Source organism: Rufibacter roseus, from assembly GCF_001647285.1.
Lineage (GTDB): Bacteria > Bacteroidota > Bacteroidia > Cytophagales > Hymenobacteraceae > Nibribacter > Nibribacter roseus.
Window position 1 is genome coordinate 20,514 of record NZ_LRML01000005.1, and the last position, 15,905, is coordinate 36,418.

General features: G+C 43.8%; 12 protein-coding genes. 9 read left to right on the forward strand and 3 right to left on the reverse strand.

Annotated elements, in window-relative coordinates; genetic code table 11:
* Positions 1-5 precede the first annotated feature (5 nt).
* From A8O23_RS08540 to A8O23_RS08580, 9 genes are all read left to right on the forward strand, one after another.
* The gene (locus A8O23_RS08540; RefSeq protein WP_153042127.1) at positions 6-458 is read left to right on the forward strand and encodes a hypothetical protein; all 453 of its coding nucleotides are present in this window, start codon (positions 6-8) and stop codon (positions 456-458) included.
* A complete protein-coding gene (gene lpcA / locus A8O23_RS08545) occupies positions 458-1,042 on the forward strand; it encodes a D-sedoheptulose 7-phosphate isomerase (protein WP_066619638.1) in 585 nt (194 codons plus the stop codon). Before A8O23_RS08540 ends, lpcA begins: the two co-directional genes overlap by 1 nt.
* 316 nt (positions 1,043-1,358) lie before the next feature.
* A complete protein-coding gene (locus tag A8O23_RS08550) occupies positions 1,359-2,897 on the forward strand; it encodes a YifB family Mg chelatase-like AAA ATPase (protein ID WP_066619641.1) in 1,539 nt (512 codons plus the stop codon).
* A 253-nt stretch (positions 2,898-3,150) separates the two neighbouring features.
* Positions 3,151-3,840 carry a porin family protein gene (locus A8O23_RS08555; RefSeq protein ID WP_066619643.1) on the forward strand — a complete coding sequence of 230 codons (690 nt, stop codon included), beginning with the start codon at positions 3,151-3,153 and terminating at the stop codon, positions 3,838-3,840.
* A gap of 157 nt (positions 3,841-3,997) precedes the next feature.
* Positions 3,998-4,579 (forward strand): porin family protein, encoded by a 582-nt coding sequence (locus A8O23_RS08560; protein ID WP_066619644.1) that lies wholly within the window; start codon positions 3,998-4,000, stop codon positions 4,577-4,579.
* Positions 4,580-4,821: 242 nt separating this feature from the next.
* Positions 4,822-5,412 (forward strand): porin family protein, encoded by a 591-nt coding sequence (locus A8O23_RS08565; RefSeq protein ID WP_066619646.1) that lies wholly within the window; start codon positions 4,822-4,824, stop codon positions 5,410-5,412.
* 258 nt (positions 5,413-5,670) lie between these two features.
* Positions 5,671-6,324 carry a porin family protein gene (locus A8O23_RS08570; RefSeq protein WP_066620405.1) on the forward strand — a complete coding sequence of 218 codons (654 nt, stop codon included), beginning with the start codon at positions 5,671-5,673 and terminating at the stop codon, positions 6,322-6,324.
* Positions 6,325-6,516: 192 nt separating this feature from the next.
* Entirely contained in the window at positions 6,517-7,173 is a 657-nt protein-coding gene (locus A8O23_RS08575) for a porin family protein (RefSeq protein WP_066619649.1), read from the forward strand.
* A 177-nt stretch (positions 7,174-7,350) separates the two neighbouring features.
* The gene (locus A8O23_RS08580) at positions 7,351-8,025 is read left to right on the forward strand and encodes a porin family protein (RefSeq protein WP_066619650.1); all 675 of its coding nucleotides are present in this window, start codon (positions 7,351-7,353) and stop codon (positions 8,023-8,025) included.
* Positions 8,026-8,166: 141 nt separating this feature from the next.
* Here A8O23_RS08580 and A8O23_RS08585 read toward each other — a convergent pair whose 3' ends face one another.
* From A8O23_RS08585 to A8O23_RS08595, 3 genes are all read right to left on the reverse strand, one after another.
* Entirely contained in the window at positions 8,167-9,534 is a 1,368-nt protein-coding gene (locus A8O23_RS08585; protein ID WP_066619652.1) for a dipeptidase, read from the reverse strand.
* Between the two features lie 285 nt (positions 9,535-9,819).
* Positions 9,820-10,458 (reverse strand): glycerol-3-phosphate 1-O-acyltransferase PlsY, encoded by a 639-nt coding sequence (gene plsY, locus A8O23_RS08590; RefSeq protein WP_066619654.1) that lies wholly within the window; start codon positions 10,456-10,458, stop codon positions 9,820-9,822.
* 290 nt (positions 10,459-10,748) lie between these two features.
* A complete protein-coding gene (locus A8O23_RS08595; protein WP_066619657.1) occupies positions 10,749-15,899 on the reverse strand; it encodes a hypothetical protein in 5,151 nt (1,716 codons plus the stop codon).
* Positions 15,900-15,905 lie beyond the last annotated feature (6 nt).

Consider the following 15,905-nt stretch of genomic DNA (forward strand, 5'->3'; position numbering starts at 1 on the left):
TCACTATGGAAACTCTGAAGAAGGTTATCAACATCACTGCAATGGTTTATTTGATCGTTGCCTTTCTGTTTTTGCTGCGCATTTTAAGCGTGAGCAAGTTTGTGGCTCTTTTTGATTTGCCTCATGATGCTGCTTTTCTTAACCGCTTTCTGTGGGCTGGTGCCATTTTACTTCTGGCAGAACTGTTGATAGAAAACGCGTATATTGCCACCCTAAAACGTGGTTTAGAGCGCGAACATCGGCAGATTACCGAGCTAAAAGCGCAGTTGTATGACCAACGCATGAAAGATTCTGTAGCTGCACCTGTTGTTCCTCAGCCTGACCCAACCAGACCAGTTAATTCTACCCCGCAGAATGGAACGTTCTGGGCTTCGGCTGACCGCACCATACCACCTACCACTGGCCCAACTGACGAATCTGATCTACCACCGCGGCCAGATCAAAGACCATTACCTTAATGAATCCAACTACTGAACTTATATTAGCTGAGCTGCAAGAAGCACAACAGGTACTCTCTAATTTTTTAGCGCTTCCTTCCACTGTTTCTTCCATAGAAGCTGCAGTACACCTCATGGCAGACAGCCTGAAGAACGGAGGCAAAATTCTTTCTTGCGGAAATGGCGGTTCTATGTGTGACGCCATGCACTTTGCCGAAGAGTTAACCGGCCGCTACCGCAATGATCGCCCAGCCATGGCTGCTATTGCCATCTCAGACCCTACGCACATGAGCTGCGTGTCTAATGACTATGGGTATGATCAGGTTTTCTCAAGATATGTGGAGGCCATGGCCCGCCCCGGCGATGTGTTGCTGGCTATTAGCACCAGCGGCAACTCAGGCAATGCTTTAAAAGCAGCTGAGGCGGCCAAAAAGAATGGCGTGAAAGTAGTAAGCCTTACTGGAAAAGACGGCGGTAAACTCGCAGCTTTAAGCGATGCAGAAGTCAGAGTGCCACACTTCGGCTACGCCGATAGAATTCAGGAAATCCACATTAAGGTTATTCATATTTTCATTTTGCTCTTAGAAAAGCACATGGGCTACTAAAGCTTCGCCAAATTAGGAACTTGGTATGGAGCAATACCCGCCCCAAATGCATGGTAGCCACGGAAGGCGCTCTAAAGCTCTGCAAGTCTGCTGGATTGTGTACCATCAGTCCACTCCTTTATATCTGTTGCCTACTGTCGCAGATTTTCTTTGATGAGGGCTAACTTTAGTTCTGGTTATACAAAGGGCAGTTCTGTTTTAGCCTTATTTTTCTAAAATCAAGCTAAAAACAAAGAGCACCTTTCCATCTGGAATTAATTGCAGCAGCTTAATGTTGGCGTACTCAAGATAAAGCACCCTTGCATTATAAGATATTATGCTTGTTAAAACCTTTGGCAGCGCGGTACAGGGCGTAAATGCCTATACCATTACCATTGAAGTAAATGTTAGCCCCGGCACAAAGTATTTTTTAGTTGGTCTGCCCGACAATGCTGTTAAAGAAAGTGAGCAGCGCATAAAGTCGGCTTTAAAACAATATAACTACCGCTTCCCCAGGCAGAATGTAGTCATCAACATGGCGCCCGCTGACGTTAAGAAGGAAGGCTCCGCTTATGACTTGCCTATTGCCATTGGCCTGCTGGCCGGCTCTGAACAGCTACCCACAGAAGACATTGACAAGTACATCATGATGGGTGAGTTGGCTTTAGACGGAGAGCTAAGACCCATCAAAGGTGTGCTCCCCATTGCCATTCAGGCCCGCAAAGAAGGCTATAAAGGTTTTATTCTACCAAAAGAAAATGCCCAGGAGGCAGCCATTGTCAATAACCTGGAGGTGATTGGAGTGTCCACCTTAAAAGAGGCGGTTGATTTCCTGAGTGGAAACCTTTCCATCTCTCCCCTTAAAGTTGACACCCGCGATATCTTCCAGACAACCGTACACCAATACACCGCCGATTTTGCCGATGTGCAGGGGCAGGAAAACATAAAGCGGGCGCTGGAGATCGCCGCAGCCGGTGGCCACAACGCCATCATGATTGGGCCTCCGGGAGCCGGTAAAACTATGTTAGCCAAGCGACTACCTTCCATTCTGCCGCCGCTTACTTTGCATGAAGCCCTTGAAACAACCAAGATTCATTCCGTAGCGGGCAAACTGGGCACTAACAGTTCCTTAATGGCGCAACGTCCCTTCCGGGCACCGCACCACACTATTTCAGACGTAGCGCTGGTAGGTGGCGGCGGCAATCCTCAGCCTGGTGAAATCTCGTTAGCCCATAACGGCGTCTTATTTTTAGATGAATTACCTGAGTTTAAACGGACGGTTTTGGAAGTAATGCGCCAACCTTTGGAAGAGCGACGGGTAACTATTTCCAGAGCCAAGCTTACCATTGATTTTCCGGCTAACTTCATGCTGGTGGCCAGCATGAACCCTTGCCCCTGCGGATTCTATAATGACCCCAATAAAGACTGTGTGTGCGGACCAGGCGTGGTACAGCGGTATCTGAACAAGGTAAGTGGCCCGTTATTAGACCGGATTGATTTGCATGTGGAAGTAACTCCGGTGTCTTTTGACCAGATGACTTCTACCCGAAGAGCTGAAACCAGCGCTGACATACGCGAGCGGGTAGAGAAGGCTCGTCAATGGCAGGCTGACCGCTTCAAAGACTTTCCAGAGATACATTCTAATGCCATGATGCCCCCACAAATGGTAAAAGACCTTTGCCGTATTAATGAAGCCGGCCGTTTGTTATTGAAAGCCGCCATGGAAAAACTGGGACTCTCCGCCCGTGCCTACGACCGCATTTTAAAAGTAAGCCGCACCATAGCCGACTTGGCCGCCTCTGAAGAAATAAAAATTGAACACTTAGCCGAAGCTATTCAGTACCGCAGCCTCGACCGCGAAGGTTGGGCAGGATAAAATTAAAGTCAAAAAAATCATGTAAGAGGGGCCAGCTTTGAATAAAGCTGGCCCCTCTTTTTGTAGAAAATATTTTTAACGACTTATAGGGGTAAACAACACACCTGCTGTCTACAATTACAGAAACAATATAATTATGTAACGTTTTATTAAAACTTATCTTACATTAGAATCATAATTTCACTTGTTCAAAAACATAGGCTATTCTTTTACCAATATCACTCTTTATTCACCTGAGCACACATAACTCTTAATGAAAAAACTTTTACTTCTGGCTGTCTTTAGTTTGTCTTGTGTGTGTGGGCATGCGCAAACTGGTTTCTCCCTAGGCGTTAAAGCCGGCGGTAATTACACTGGGTTTACTGGTGAAGATGTACCCGCAGAAGCAAAATATAAATTCGGTTTTCATGCAGGCGCCATTATTGAATATGCCCTTACACCGTCTCTCTCTATCAGACCAGAAATGCTGTATTCGCTCAAAGGCACCAGTATGAAATTTATGGGCCCAGACTGGGAAAGCATTAACTGGGAAACGGTTAATTGGGAAGAGTACATGGCAGACCCAGAAGGCTACGAATTTGAAGTTGGCGAGAAAGAGTATCATTTTAAAGAAACTCTACATTACATTGACGTACCGGTTCTGGCTCATTATAAAGTAGGAAATCTTTTCTTACAGGCTGGTCCTACCGCTTCCTTTTTCATTTCTTCTAAATCAGAACTTGATGGTGACTCTACCCCTGACGATGAAGAAACCGCCGGAGGCAACGATTATAGAAAAGTTGATTTTGGTTATGCCTTAGGGATTGGCTATCAATTAAGCCATGGACTAGAAGTTAGCGCCAGGTATAACGGCGGAATAACCAACGTAGACAAAAACAACAACTACAAAGCTAAAAACTCAGTGTTTCAGCTTTCTTTAGCTTACATAGTTGGCAAAAATTAGTAGATTCAGTTACTGCATACGTGTTAAGGAAAGCAACACAGTCACTATCACCTGAGCACTAACTTTATGGCACCAGCCAATATAGGAGTAGTCAATATTATTTATTATATCGCAGCCCAATCATCACTCAACCCAACCCTTTTCAAACACTTACTTCATGAAAAAATTATTATTCTTTGTTGCAACTCTGTTTACAGTTTCACTTGCCCAAGCGCAGGATGGTATCAAACTTGGCTTAAAAGCTGGTGTTAACATAGCCTCTATGGCCGGTGATGATGCTGACGATATCACTAATAAATTCGGTTTCCATATTGGAGGTTTTGCAGATTACGGTATATCTGAAATGGTGTCAATCCGTCCAGAACTCCTGTACTCAACAAAGGGCGCGACATCTGAAGAAAATGATGATGCAAGCTTCAACCTAAACTACATTGACGTTCCTGTATTAGCTCGTATCAAAGCAGATAAACTTTTCTTTGAGTTTGGCCCTACATTTTCTTTTTTGGTGAAAGCAGAGGTATCAGATGGAGATGTTTCTATAAATGTGAAAGATGCAACTAGAGGTTTTGATTTTGGTTATGCTGCCGGACTCGGGTACCAATTCACAGAGCAAATTGGCTTAGGCCTGAGATACAACGGTGGTTTAACAAACATCTTTGAAGAAGAAGATGGTGAATCGCTTGCGGAAGTTCGTAATTCTGTTTTCCAAGTCTCTTTAAGCTACTCTTTTGGGAGATAATTATGAAACACTCTGCTAGGGTGCTATATGGGTATTCCTAGCAGAGTGTTACATTAGCGACAGCTCCTATAAACTGCGGCTACTCACTTTTCTTTCTTTTAGCAGCATTTCTTTTAGGCCACCTTACATGTATATTTTATGACATGTGTAGTACTTACAAGTAGGTATAGGAGCAGACCAAAAAAAATTAAAAATTAGCAACTGAAATATTTCAAACTTTTAACCCTTAAAACCCTTTATTTATGAAAAAACTACTTCTTTTTGTTGTAGCACTATTTACCATATCTTTTGCCCAAGCGCAAGGTGGTATTAAGTTAGGCTTGAAAGCCGGTGGAAACTTAAGCAATATTACTGGAGATGACACTGAAGACTCCAAAAACAAATTTGGTTTTCATGTAGGCGGATTCGTTGATTTTGGCGTTTCTGACATGGTTTCTATTCGCCCCGAAGTTTTATACTCTATGAAGGGAGCTACCGGAGAAGGAGATGGAGATAGCGACATGAGCCTTAACTTAAACTATATTGATGTTCCGATTATGGCTCGCATCAATGCTGATAAGCTTTTCTTTGAATTTGGTCCTACCATCTCTTTCTTAGTTAAATCAGAAGCAGAAATGGGAGATTTGTCTGTAGACTTCAAAGATTACACTAATACTGTTGATTTTGGATATGCTGCTGGACTAGGTTATAACATCAGTGATAATATTGGTCTAGGGCTGAGATACAATGGCGGATTATCGAAAGTCTTCAAAGATAATGAAGATGCAGATTTTGGAGATGTTCGTAACTCAGTATTCCAACTTTCTTTGAGCTTCTCATTAGGTGGCAGATAAGAAATATTAACCACATTCAACAAAAAAGGGGTGCTAAAATTAGCACCCTTTTTGTTGAATGTGCACTAGTAGTCAGCGGTTTGTATTAAAAGAAAATTTAAAAGAGACATAATTGTAGTTTTCCTATTCTGCACAGCCACAAGTCTTTCATTACTCCACTACAAGTAAAATACCAACTTTTTTATCAGAAAGCGTATAAAGAAGCATTTTACATGGTAGCCACTTTTTGCTACATGAATAACTTTAATGCGTAACACTATGAAAAAGATTGTATTATTCTTAGCAGCAGCTTTATCCTTTTCGGTTGCACAGGCACAAAACGGTCCACGTATTGGTCTTAAAGCAGGTGTAAACTACTCTAATTTATCTGGCGATTTAAAAGAGGACAGGTATGAAAACAAAATTGGTTTTGTGGGGGGTATCACCGCTAACTTTCCTCTAACGAGTGACAACTTCTTGTCTATTCAGCCTGAACTGCTCTTCTCTCAAAAAGGGTATAAGTATCGGGACATAGAATACAAAAACGCCATGAACCAAACCATTAAAAACAAAGGTGAAGTAAGCTATAATTACCTTGATCTGCCTATTTTATTACGTGTAAATGCGGGTGGTTTATTTTTTGAGGGAGGTCCCCAGGTTTCTTACCTGTTAGGAATTAAGGATAATACAGAAGTAAGTGTAGATGGAGACACGTTTAGAGAAACATCCACCAAAATAGACAAAGATAATCTAGCCGAAATAGAAATAGGTTACGCCGCCGGTATTGGGTACCAAACCGGCAATGGACTTAGCCTTGGCTTGCGCTACAACGGCAGCATCAACTCTTTAGCTAAAAACGACGGTGATGAACTGGCCAATGCCCGTCACTCCGTTTTCCAGCTAACTTTAGGATTTATGATTCCTAGAAAATAAAGTCTATGCCTTAAATGAAAACAATAAATGCTCTGCTAGTGCGGGGCATTTGTTGTTTTATGGACGCACTTTTAATTTTTGAAAACAAGCAAAGTTGATCGTCACAACTAACTTTTTCGCTTCAAACCGTATATAGGAGCATTTTAACCTTGTACGCCTAACACAAGGCTCCCTTACCTAATCGATACTACTATGAAGAAGAATGTATTATTTTTAGCATTAGCAGCAGCTTTATCTTTTTCGGTTGCTCAAGCACAAACCGGACCACGCATTGGTCTTAAAGCAGGGGTTACTTATTCAAATCTTGCTGGCAATTTAGAAAACGAAGATATCTATAAGAATAGGCTTGGGTTTGTAGGAGGTCTTACAGCTAACCTGCCTTTAGCTGCCGACGGCTTTCTTTCCATTCAACCAGAACTGTTATACACACAGAAAGGATACACCTACCGTGATCAAGCCTTTACTCTGGGTACAGAAAACATAACCCGCCAGGGAGACGTCATCTTCAATTATGTAGAGCTACCGGTGTTCTTGAGAGTTAACACAGGAGTACTTTATTTTGAGGCTGGTCCACAAGTATCTTATCTCGTGCATATCACCAATGAATCTGAAGAACGCATAGGCAACAGCAGCTTTGAGCAGTCTAACAGAATAAACAAAGACAACATGGCGGAGTTTGAAATAGGCTATGGAGCAGGTTTAGGACTGCAAACTCCAGGTGGCTTCAACTTAAACTTGCGCTACAACGGCAGCATTAACTCATTAGCTAAAGAAAATAACGATGAGCTGACCAATGGTCGTCATTCAGCATTTCTGCTTACTATTGGCTACATGTTCCCGGGCAGATAATATCAATTCTGCAGTAACTTCAAGTTTTTCACAAATGCTCTGCCAAACGCAGAGCATTTGTGTTTAATGAGCTAGTCCAAAATAAAACAGCCTCGTATACTTATCCTAAAGCAAAACAGGCACAGTGTTTGAGTAAGTATTTCCAGTGAATGGAACTTTTATCTTAATTTTTGAACCATGAAAAAATTACTTTTTCTATTTGCGGCGGTGGTTGTGTCTTATACAACACAGGCCCAAGCAACTTTCGGACTTAAAGGCGGGCTAAACTACTCTAACCTTTCTGGCGATTTAAAAGACGAAGAGCGTTTTAACAACAAGATAGGCTATAATGCCGGTATTTTTTTAAATGCTCCCATTGTTGGTGATTTCTTCTCTATTCAGCCAGAAGTACTGTATTCTAACAAAGGGTACAGGTACGATGACAAGGTAGTTAGCACTGTTCAGACACCTGTAGTAGGAGCCGGTGAAGAATATAGATATGAGGGCTCAGCCAACTTTAACTATATTGATGTACCAGTGCTAGCTCGCGTAAAAGCGGGTCCTATCTTTTTTGAGGCTGGTCCGCAAGTATCTTACCTGGTTAGTGTGAACGATAAAACCAAACAGTACAACAACAGAACCGGAGAATTGATAACAAGAAATACCAGTGAGAAAAGCAAAGAAGGCTACTCTGATTTTGAAGTAGGGTATGCGGCTGGTATTGGTTTTGCCACCCAAGGCGGTATTAGCTTAGGCCTCCGTTATACCGGCGCATTTACCGAACTTACCGACGATTCCCCTACCCGCGGAGATTTCAAAAATGCCCGTCATTCTGTGTTTCAGCTACAAGTAGGTTTCCCAATTAGCAGATAGCTTTAAGACACAAGATGTAAGACGCAAGACATATCCCTTCATAAAAATGCCTGCACAATTACTGTGCAGGCATTTTTATTTTTTACCGTTGTCCAAAACATCGAAGAAAGAGTCTTACATCTTATGTCTTGAGTCTTGTGTCTAAGACCTTCCGTGCAATTGGGCAAAATGCTTGTAGAACAACGGAATAGTCTCAATACCTTTCATGAAATTAAATACCCCAAAATGCTCGTTTGGAGAGTGAATAGCGTCTGAGTCTAACCCAAAGCCCATAAGCACCGTGTCTATTCCTAATTCAGATTTAAACATGGCCACTATAGGAATGCTGCCGCCACTGCGTACGGGCACTGGTTTCTTCCCAAAGGTATCTTCCATGGCCTTGGCTGCTGCCTGATAACCCGCCGAAGTTGTTGGTGTTACCACTGGCTCCCCTCCATGGTGAGGCTTAACCACTACCTTTACACTTGGTGGGGCAATAGATTCAAAGTGCTTCTGAAACAACTCACTTATTTCTTCAGAAGTTTGGTGAGGTACCAGGCGCATAGAAATTTTAGCGTAGGCTTTAGAAGGAATCACAGTTTTGGCTCCCTCGCCAGTATAACCGCCCCAAATGCCGTTCACATCTAAGGTAGGCCTGATGGAATTTCGCTCCATGGTGCTGTATCCGGCTTCGCCATGCACGTCTGGCAGATCTAGAGCTGCTTTATAGGCATCAAGGCTAAAAGGGGCTCGTGCCATTTCTACCCGCTCTTCCTGGCTTAGCTCTTCTACTTTGTCATAAAAGCCAGGTATAGTAATGTGGTTGTTTTCATCATGCAATGAGGCAATCAACTTGCACAGAATGTTAATTGGGTTTGCCACTGCACCGCCGTACAAGCCTGAATGCAGGTCTCTGTTGGGTCCGGTTACTTCTACCTCATGGTAGCTCAACCCACGCAAGCCACTGGTAACAGACGGTATATCATTTGCCAGCATACCCGTGTCTGATATCACAATTATGTCTGCCTGTAAGCGGGCTTTATTCTCCTTCACAAAGGTGGCTAGATTTACTGAACCTACTTCTTCCTCGCCTTCAATCATGAACTTCACGTTGCAGGGCAAAGAGTTTTGCTGCATCATGGTTTCAAAGGCTTTTACGTGCATGTAGGTCTGACCTTTGTCATCACAGGCGCCACGGGCGTAAATGTTTCCGTCTTTGATTACGGGCTCAAACGGAGGCGAATCCCACAGCTCATAGGGGTCGGCGGGTTGTACATCATAGTGACCGTACACCAACACCGTAGGTAAGGCAGGGTCAATAATTTTGTCGGCGTACACAATAGGATTACCCGCTGTCTCAAACAGTTGGGCATTGTCGGCACCGGCTTCGGCAAGCTTTTCTTTAAGATACTCAGCTGCTTTTACCACGTCGCCCTTAAAAGCCGCATCAGCACTTACCGACGGTATCCGGAGCAACTCCAGTAATTCGTTTATAAACCTATCCTTATGTTGTTCTATATAGTTTTTCATGCTGAATAAGTGTTGAGATTTTAATAAGTAAGAAGGTAGAATCACACTACCTCATTTTGTCATCTTGAAAAGATCTTGTGGGCGAACTAGAAAAGCACTTATTGCCCGCTACTGCCGTTCGTCACCAAGATCTTTTCAGGGTGACAACAAAAAACCGGCAAACTATTTTTGCCCACCCTTTTTGGGGGAGAACACCAGGATCATCCTCTGCCAATTATGCAGCTTTCCATGGCCTACTGCAAGACTGAGTTCCTGCTTTGGTCACAGCAGATCTAACAGAAGTATTCAGCTTTTCTTGCCAAAGCTTATCTTGCTTTCTACTCCTTGCAAGAGGCGGGTTATGTTCTTTCGGTGTGTCAGCACCACCATTACGGCAATCAAGATTCCGAAAACCATTAGCAGGGGCTCATCTTGTCTAAAGACGGGCAGCAATAACAAAAGAGGGAAAGAGATAGCGGCCAGCATAGAGCTCAAAGAAACATACTTTGTCAGTAACAGCACCACAATAAAGATTCCCAGACATACCAGTGCTACCTGCAGGTACACTGCCAGCACCATGCCCATGAGGGTAGCCACTCCTTTGCCGCCTTTAAAACCTACGTAAACCGGAAAAATATGACCTATCACGGCAATGGTACCGAACAGAAGCTTATACATGATCAGCTGCTCTTCCGGAATGGCCTCAAAATATACCAACAGCCCAGCCAACGAGGTAGCGGCCCAGCCTTTGAAAATATCTACTGCCATTACAATGGCGCCTGGCTTTTTGCCCAACACTCTAAATGTGTTGGTGGCACCAGCGTTACCGCTGCCATGCTGCCGAACATCTATACCATAATAAGACTTGCCCACCCACACTGCCGTAGGAACTGCCCCAATCAAATAGGCAGCCAGTAACATGCCTCCAATTATTAACCACTCCATATTTTGGTCTTTCTCTTTTACCCAAGTTTCTGTTCCGCCACTCTTGACGCAGCCACAGAAATACTTGATTCTTCAAATATAGAAAAAGAGCCTTCTTTTGCCCAAAATAAGTACTGGAGTAGAGAATTTATACCTGCTTTCGTGAATAAAGTATGGTTATTCAGCCTGCCCTTAGTTAAAAGACGCTACTGAAGCCGAAAACAAAAAACCTTCTGTTTTAAGCCTCCTTTCGGAAAAACAGGCTCAAAACAGAAGGTTTTAACTTATAATAGATTAGCGGTTGCAGTGCCTTAGTTGCCAATAGGAATATCAGGTGGCGGCACTTCGGCTTCTTCCTCGCCTTTCTTCTTTTTCTTTTTATCTTTTTTAGAATCTTTGGCTGGTTCAGCCACCGGAATGTCAGGAGTTGATTCTGCCTCAGCCTCTTTTTGCTTTTTCTTTCTCTCCTTCTTAGACTCTTTGGCTGGAGTTTCCGCCTCTTCTGCTACCGGAATATCACCTGTCTCAGCCTGTTTAGCGTCAGTATTCTCTTCCTTGTTCTTCTTCTTAGACTTTTTAGAATCTGCAGGCGCGTCTGCTACCGGTATGTCAAAGCCCGCCGGAGCGGGTCCGTTTTCGTCGTCCTTACCTTTTTTCTTTTTGTCTTTCTTTGCCTTTTTCCCGCTAGCTTCTTCTTCATCTGCGCTTGCAAAAGTATCATACGTTGGCTGCGGTGGCGCCTCGGCAGGTCCTTTGCCTAAGTAATTCTTACGGAAGTAGTTTACAAACTCCATTTTATCTATCTGTTCTAATGGATAGAAACTGTAAGACCCCGGAGATTTGCCGTTTGATTTTTTGGAGATAACGCTGTTGAATTCTCCATCAGAAGCTACCAGACCCAAGCCTCCTTCGTAGAAGTTGAGGTAGTACCACCCGTACGGATTTGGCTCCAGGTACACTGAAACCACATCGCCACTGGCACCACGTTTTATCTCAATGTACCCATTTATTTTAGCGTTCACATCGGTCTTATCAATACCAGCAATACTTAAAGGGCCTACACTGTACCAGGCATTAGTCACCGGTGACCATTTCAGCTGTACATTGTTCAGCACAAGGGAACGAACCAGTTTAGACGAAATCTTTGAGAAAGGAACGTAGCCATTGGCTGTTTTCGCTTTAAAGTCTTCTACTCCCTTATCGCCAATGAAAGCGGCCAATTTATAAGGCAAAGAAGCACTGTTCAAGTCTACTCCCTCTGGAGCGCCCTGCACGTTCTTGACTAGATTCTTCGCCATGTTCTCTATGGCTTGCGAAGGCACATCAAAGTCAAAAGCCATGAAAGTATCTAAGGCGTAAAGACTGCTATCGGTTCGGCCTGAACCATTGCCAGACACTTGCAGCTTAAACCCTTTTGCAGGTTGAATCAGATTAAAAGCTCCTTCATACTTAACTTCCTTCGTGGCGTTGTTGTAATGCAACACATTACCTGTGTAAGAACTGCCGAAAGCCCGATTCTCGTCGCCCAGTTTGTATTGTTTCGTCTCTTTGTCAAAAGAAAGAAGTCCTTCTACCTCAAACACGTCAAGGTCATCGTCATACTGTTTTTTAGACACAAAGGTGTTGTAAATTCTACCATCGCTGGCATTAATATGGATTCCGGTTTTCAGCGGCGTCCCGTCTGCCAGCGCAGCCTTTCTGATCTCAAGCCGAACGTCTTCAGGATTTAGCTCATCACGTTTGAAAGGGAACCAATCAGAACTTTCATTGCTGCTGAATTGCAGCTTTGCAAATCCGTCAAAGTTCATATACTGCTTGTTTGACGCCAAGCTTACGGTACCATAATACCTCACATTTGGTAAAATGAATACAGTATCTTCCTCAGCTACCTGGGCAGTAGCCAAAAAATGAGGAGTAGCCATTTCTCCTTTTCGCTCTTCTTTCTTGCTTAACTCTGGTGCGTTCCAGGCAAAATTATTAAACTTAATATCATAGCTATTGGAAGCGGAGTTAGTGAATTTATACACAGCGTTACCGGTAATACCAAAGGCATTGTCCAGGTGTAGTTCACCGCGCACCATCTGATGGTACTTCTGTACCGAGTCCATGGCCAGGGCTGCATTCTGGAAAGTTTTCAGCTTTGCGTCTTCCAAAATATGCACTCTATTACTGTCAGGAATAATGTAACTGTCACCTACTGGAATGTAAGGCACCCCGGTAGCTACTAAGGTGTAATTACTGAGGTCGTACACGGCATTTGAAGCTTTAAACCGCAACGAGTCCATACCGGTCTTCATAGAATAGAAGTACGATTCATTGTCACCGGCTTCACCTGAACTAAGGGTTAGCTTTTTCTCTTTGAAACTCCAGTGGCCGCCGCCTAAAGAAGATTTATACTGCGCAAGCGGAAACACGGTGCTGGCAAAACCTTTACGTTCTGGGGCATATTTGGCATACCCTTCATCTAAGAAGAAATCCAGGAAAACATCAAAAGTAGTCAGGGCTGGCTTAGTCTTATCAGAAGAACTGATTTCCATACTAGCCCGGTTGCCGTGAATTAACCCTTTTTTGAACGTAAACAAAGGCGACTTAATGGCAACATCTTTATTCTCTATCACGCCATCTCCAAAAAGTGCCGACGGCGTGAAACCAAGCATTCCTTTGTAGGTAAACCGGTTGCTAAACATACTCATGAGCTCCTGGCCTTTGGTTTCAATTTGAAGTGTATCTCTGTAAGGCCACCACTCCATGGTATACCCTTTGAAGGTCCCGCTTGGGTAAGACCCTTGCTGTACAGAACCGGCAGTAAAACTACCTTTAACACCCGAATCTGTTATGGCTGAATCTTTGAAGAACACAAAGCTTGGAGATTGCATTGTGGCCGTTTGGTAAGAAAGCGTCCCATTCCCCCGCAGACCTTTGGTATCAAGGGTAAGCGTATCAGAGAACTTGCCCTTGCCACCGTACACTTCTATACCCTTCGGAACAAAATATTGAAATCCTAAAGCTCCATCTGGTTGAACTGAGAGCTTTGTTTCAATGGGCGGGAAAATACCACCGGAATGGAAGGTGCCAGAAAGCCCAATCACACTTTCGCCCCCGTTACTCATACTGTCTACCTTAAACGGTGGAATACTGAAGAATACCGTAGTATCATACACTCCTCCAAGAATTTCAGGTTTATTGAAGTAAACCGTTGCTCCGGAAATGGCATCTAATGCGGGGTAACCACCATACTTCTTCTGACCCGACTTATTGTCTGGCCGATTCAGGTATAGTTTTGCAACACCCTTCCCGCTACGGCTAACCAGAGTATAAGGGGTAGACTTTAGATTGCCGCTTTTGTCTTTGGTTTTAGTAGTTAATATGGTGGAGTCAATTTTAGCCAGATCAATAAAAAATCCGTCATAGTCAAACAGGAATTCCTTCCCTTTGAAGGTAAAATCAGCTGATTTTACCCGGCCATTAAATAGAATATTTCGGTTTTTCTTAATTCTTACAATCTGGCTATCTGGCTCAGCAGTAACGGTAGAATCTTTCGTGAACGTAAACTTCTTAACTCCCCGAACAACCAAATCACCAGTTTCAAGATCTATAGTGGCATTACGGCCGCTAGGAGACAGAGCGTTCAGGTGAATAAAATCATAGTCTCGCCGGCCTCTTGACGCTTCTACAAAATGAATGGCCTTCTCTCGCAGCTGCACATGCCCAGTGGCAGGGTTATACCCCAAGAAGTTACCCCTTGCCAGGCTAGTGAGGGTGTTATGCAATACCTCTTTGTCCATTTTGGTATCGCGGACCATATCTGCCAAGTAATATTCTCTGGTTCCCTGCTGCTGCCCGTACCCTACCGCTAAATACAGCGGATGAAAATTAGAGATAGATCTAATTTGATTAAATAATCCTTCAGTATAATATTCTCTAGAATTTACCTGAGCCGGCACCTGACTTTTGGCCGACAGGATGGTAAAATTAATTTGAGACTCTTTCAGGTTCCAAATGGCGGCATCGGCTAACAGTTCTACCTGATGGTAAGAGTCAAAATAAGGTGTAGGCCTGAAGACTCCATCTGAATAGGAGAGCACCAGCCGGCTGGTTTCTCTGTTAAAGTTGAAATTCACGCCGGGGTGAGCAATAGAGTCTTTCCCTTGGTACAAGGCAATACTTGCCTCTGGTGCTTTGATCAAACTGTCTGTAATTGTAAATGCTCGCGCCGATGCTCTAAACTTGGGCTCCCCTCCCTCTGATACCACAATAGTGGAAGGGCTACCATCTAAAGCCGCGCTCATGAGTGCCTGACCGGCTATGGAAAGCCCGCCAACATATTTGAGACCAGCCCCAAACTTTTTGATTTTGGCGTTGCTGGTACGTGAAATAAATTTAGGGAAATCTCTATCACCGTTCGCCTTTGGCTGACTCAGCCTGTACTCAAAGTCTCCCCTTATGTCATTCTCTAACAAGGTTGGGTGTTTTAAAAGTACGTTTTCAGCCTTAAAACTTGGTTTATCGCGGTCAAACACCAGATTACCTAATTCAGCGGTAGCCTGAACGCCCATGTGGCTCCAGGTAATTTTACCGCCTTTACCGGCGTACTTGCCCCCTTCTAAACTCATGGCTCCACTTACACCTTTAATGGTGATAGAGTCATAAGAAGAAGTAAATAACAGATTAGCATTCTGCAGCACCACTACCGGACCACTTAACTGAGGAAGCGGCTCTTCATAGAAAACAGGTTCTTCTTGCGGGGCGGGTTCTTGCACAGCGGGTTCAGGCTCAGCCTTTTTAGGCGCAGCAGCGGTTTTTCCTTTAGTTGACTTGGCAGGCGTTTTCTTTTTTGGCTTATCCCAGTCTCCCCACGGATCCTCTTCCTCTACTTTGTTTTGTGCAGGGGCCGCCGCAGGGGCTTTTACAGGTTTAGGTGCATTGTCCCAGCTGGCACCAGGGGCAGCGTCTGCGGTGGCATCTCTGTATTCAAAAGTGAAACTACCGCCAACGGCTTTCAAACCATTTGATTTACCCTGAAAAAGAGCTTTGGTACTTAAGAATTGATGAGCGCTGTTCAGGTAGCGTTCATATACTTTATAATCGTGTTTCTGCAGTGTTTGCTCTGTAACTTTTAGCAACTGGTCTAACTTGTCACCAGTAAACTGATGTACGTTCACGCTGCTACCCAAGGCACCAAAGAAATCTTCAAAATGCGGACGAGCCCTCAAACGCTTCTTCAGCATTTCCTGGGTTAGCTCCATAATCTTTTTTTGCTGAGACGAGCTGATTCTACCGCTGTTCCAGGCCGTTTCCCAACTAGAGCCCACTTTTGCAGCAACCTCATTTTGAGTTGCTGTAAACATGGTCTTCACATCCGTCAGGAATTGCTGTGGATTATCAGCACTGATGCTGTTGTTTTGAGCAAAACCTATGACGGTAATAAGTGAAAATATTAAGAATAAAGTAAGCTTCCTCATAAGAAG

What these genes read in the sequence shown, in the direction of transcription:
- A8O23_RS08550 (WP_066619641.1), top strand. Translation starts at nt 1,359, where the DNA reads ATGCTTGTTAAAACCTTTGGCAGCGCGGTACAGGGCGTAAATGCCTAT.
- A8O23_RS08575 (WP_066619649.1), top strand. Translation starts at nt 6,517, where the DNA reads ATGAAGAAGAATGTATTATTTTTAGCATTAGCAGCAGCTTTATCTTTT.
- A8O23_RS08540 (WP_153042127.1), top strand. Translation starts at nt 6, where the DNA reads ATGGAAACTCTGAAGAAGGTTATCAACATCACTGCAATGGTTTATTTG.
- A8O23_RS08560 (WP_066619644.1), top strand. Translation starts at nt 3,998, where the DNA reads ATGAAAAAATTATTATTCTTTGTTGCAACTCTGTTTACAGTTTCACTT.
- A8O23_RS08580 (WP_066619650.1), top strand. Translation starts at nt 7,351, where the DNA reads ATGAAAAAATTACTTTTTCTATTTGCGGCGGTGGTTGTGTCTTATACA.
- A8O23_RS08555 (WP_066619643.1), top strand. Translation starts at nt 3,151, where the DNA reads ATGAAAAAACTTTTACTTCTGGCTGTCTTTAGTTTGTCTTGTGTGTGT.
- A8O23_RS08570 (WP_066620405.1), top strand. Translation starts at nt 5,671, where the DNA reads ATGAAAAAGATTGTATTATTCTTAGCAGCAGCTTTATCCTTTTCGGTT.
- A8O23_RS08565 (WP_066619646.1), top strand. Translation starts at nt 4,822, where the DNA reads ATGAAAAAACTACTTCTTTTTGTTGTAGCACTATTTACCATATCTTTT.
- A8O23_RS08585 (WP_066619652.1), bottom strand. Translation starts at nt 9,534, where the DNA reads ATGAAAAACTATATAGAACAACATAAGGATAGGTTTATAAACGAATTA.
- A8O23_RS08595 (WP_066619657.1), bottom strand. Translation starts at nt 15,899, where the DNA reads ATGAGGAAGCTTACTTTATTCTTAATATTTTCACTTATTACCGTCATA.
- lpcA (WP_066619638.1), top strand. Translation starts at nt 458, where the DNA reads ATGAATCCAACTACTGAACTTATATTAGCTGAGCTGCAAGAAGCACAA.
- plsY (WP_066619654.1), bottom strand. Translation starts at nt 10,458, where the DNA reads ATGGAGTGGTTAATAATTGGAGGCATGTTACTGGCTGCCTATTTGATT.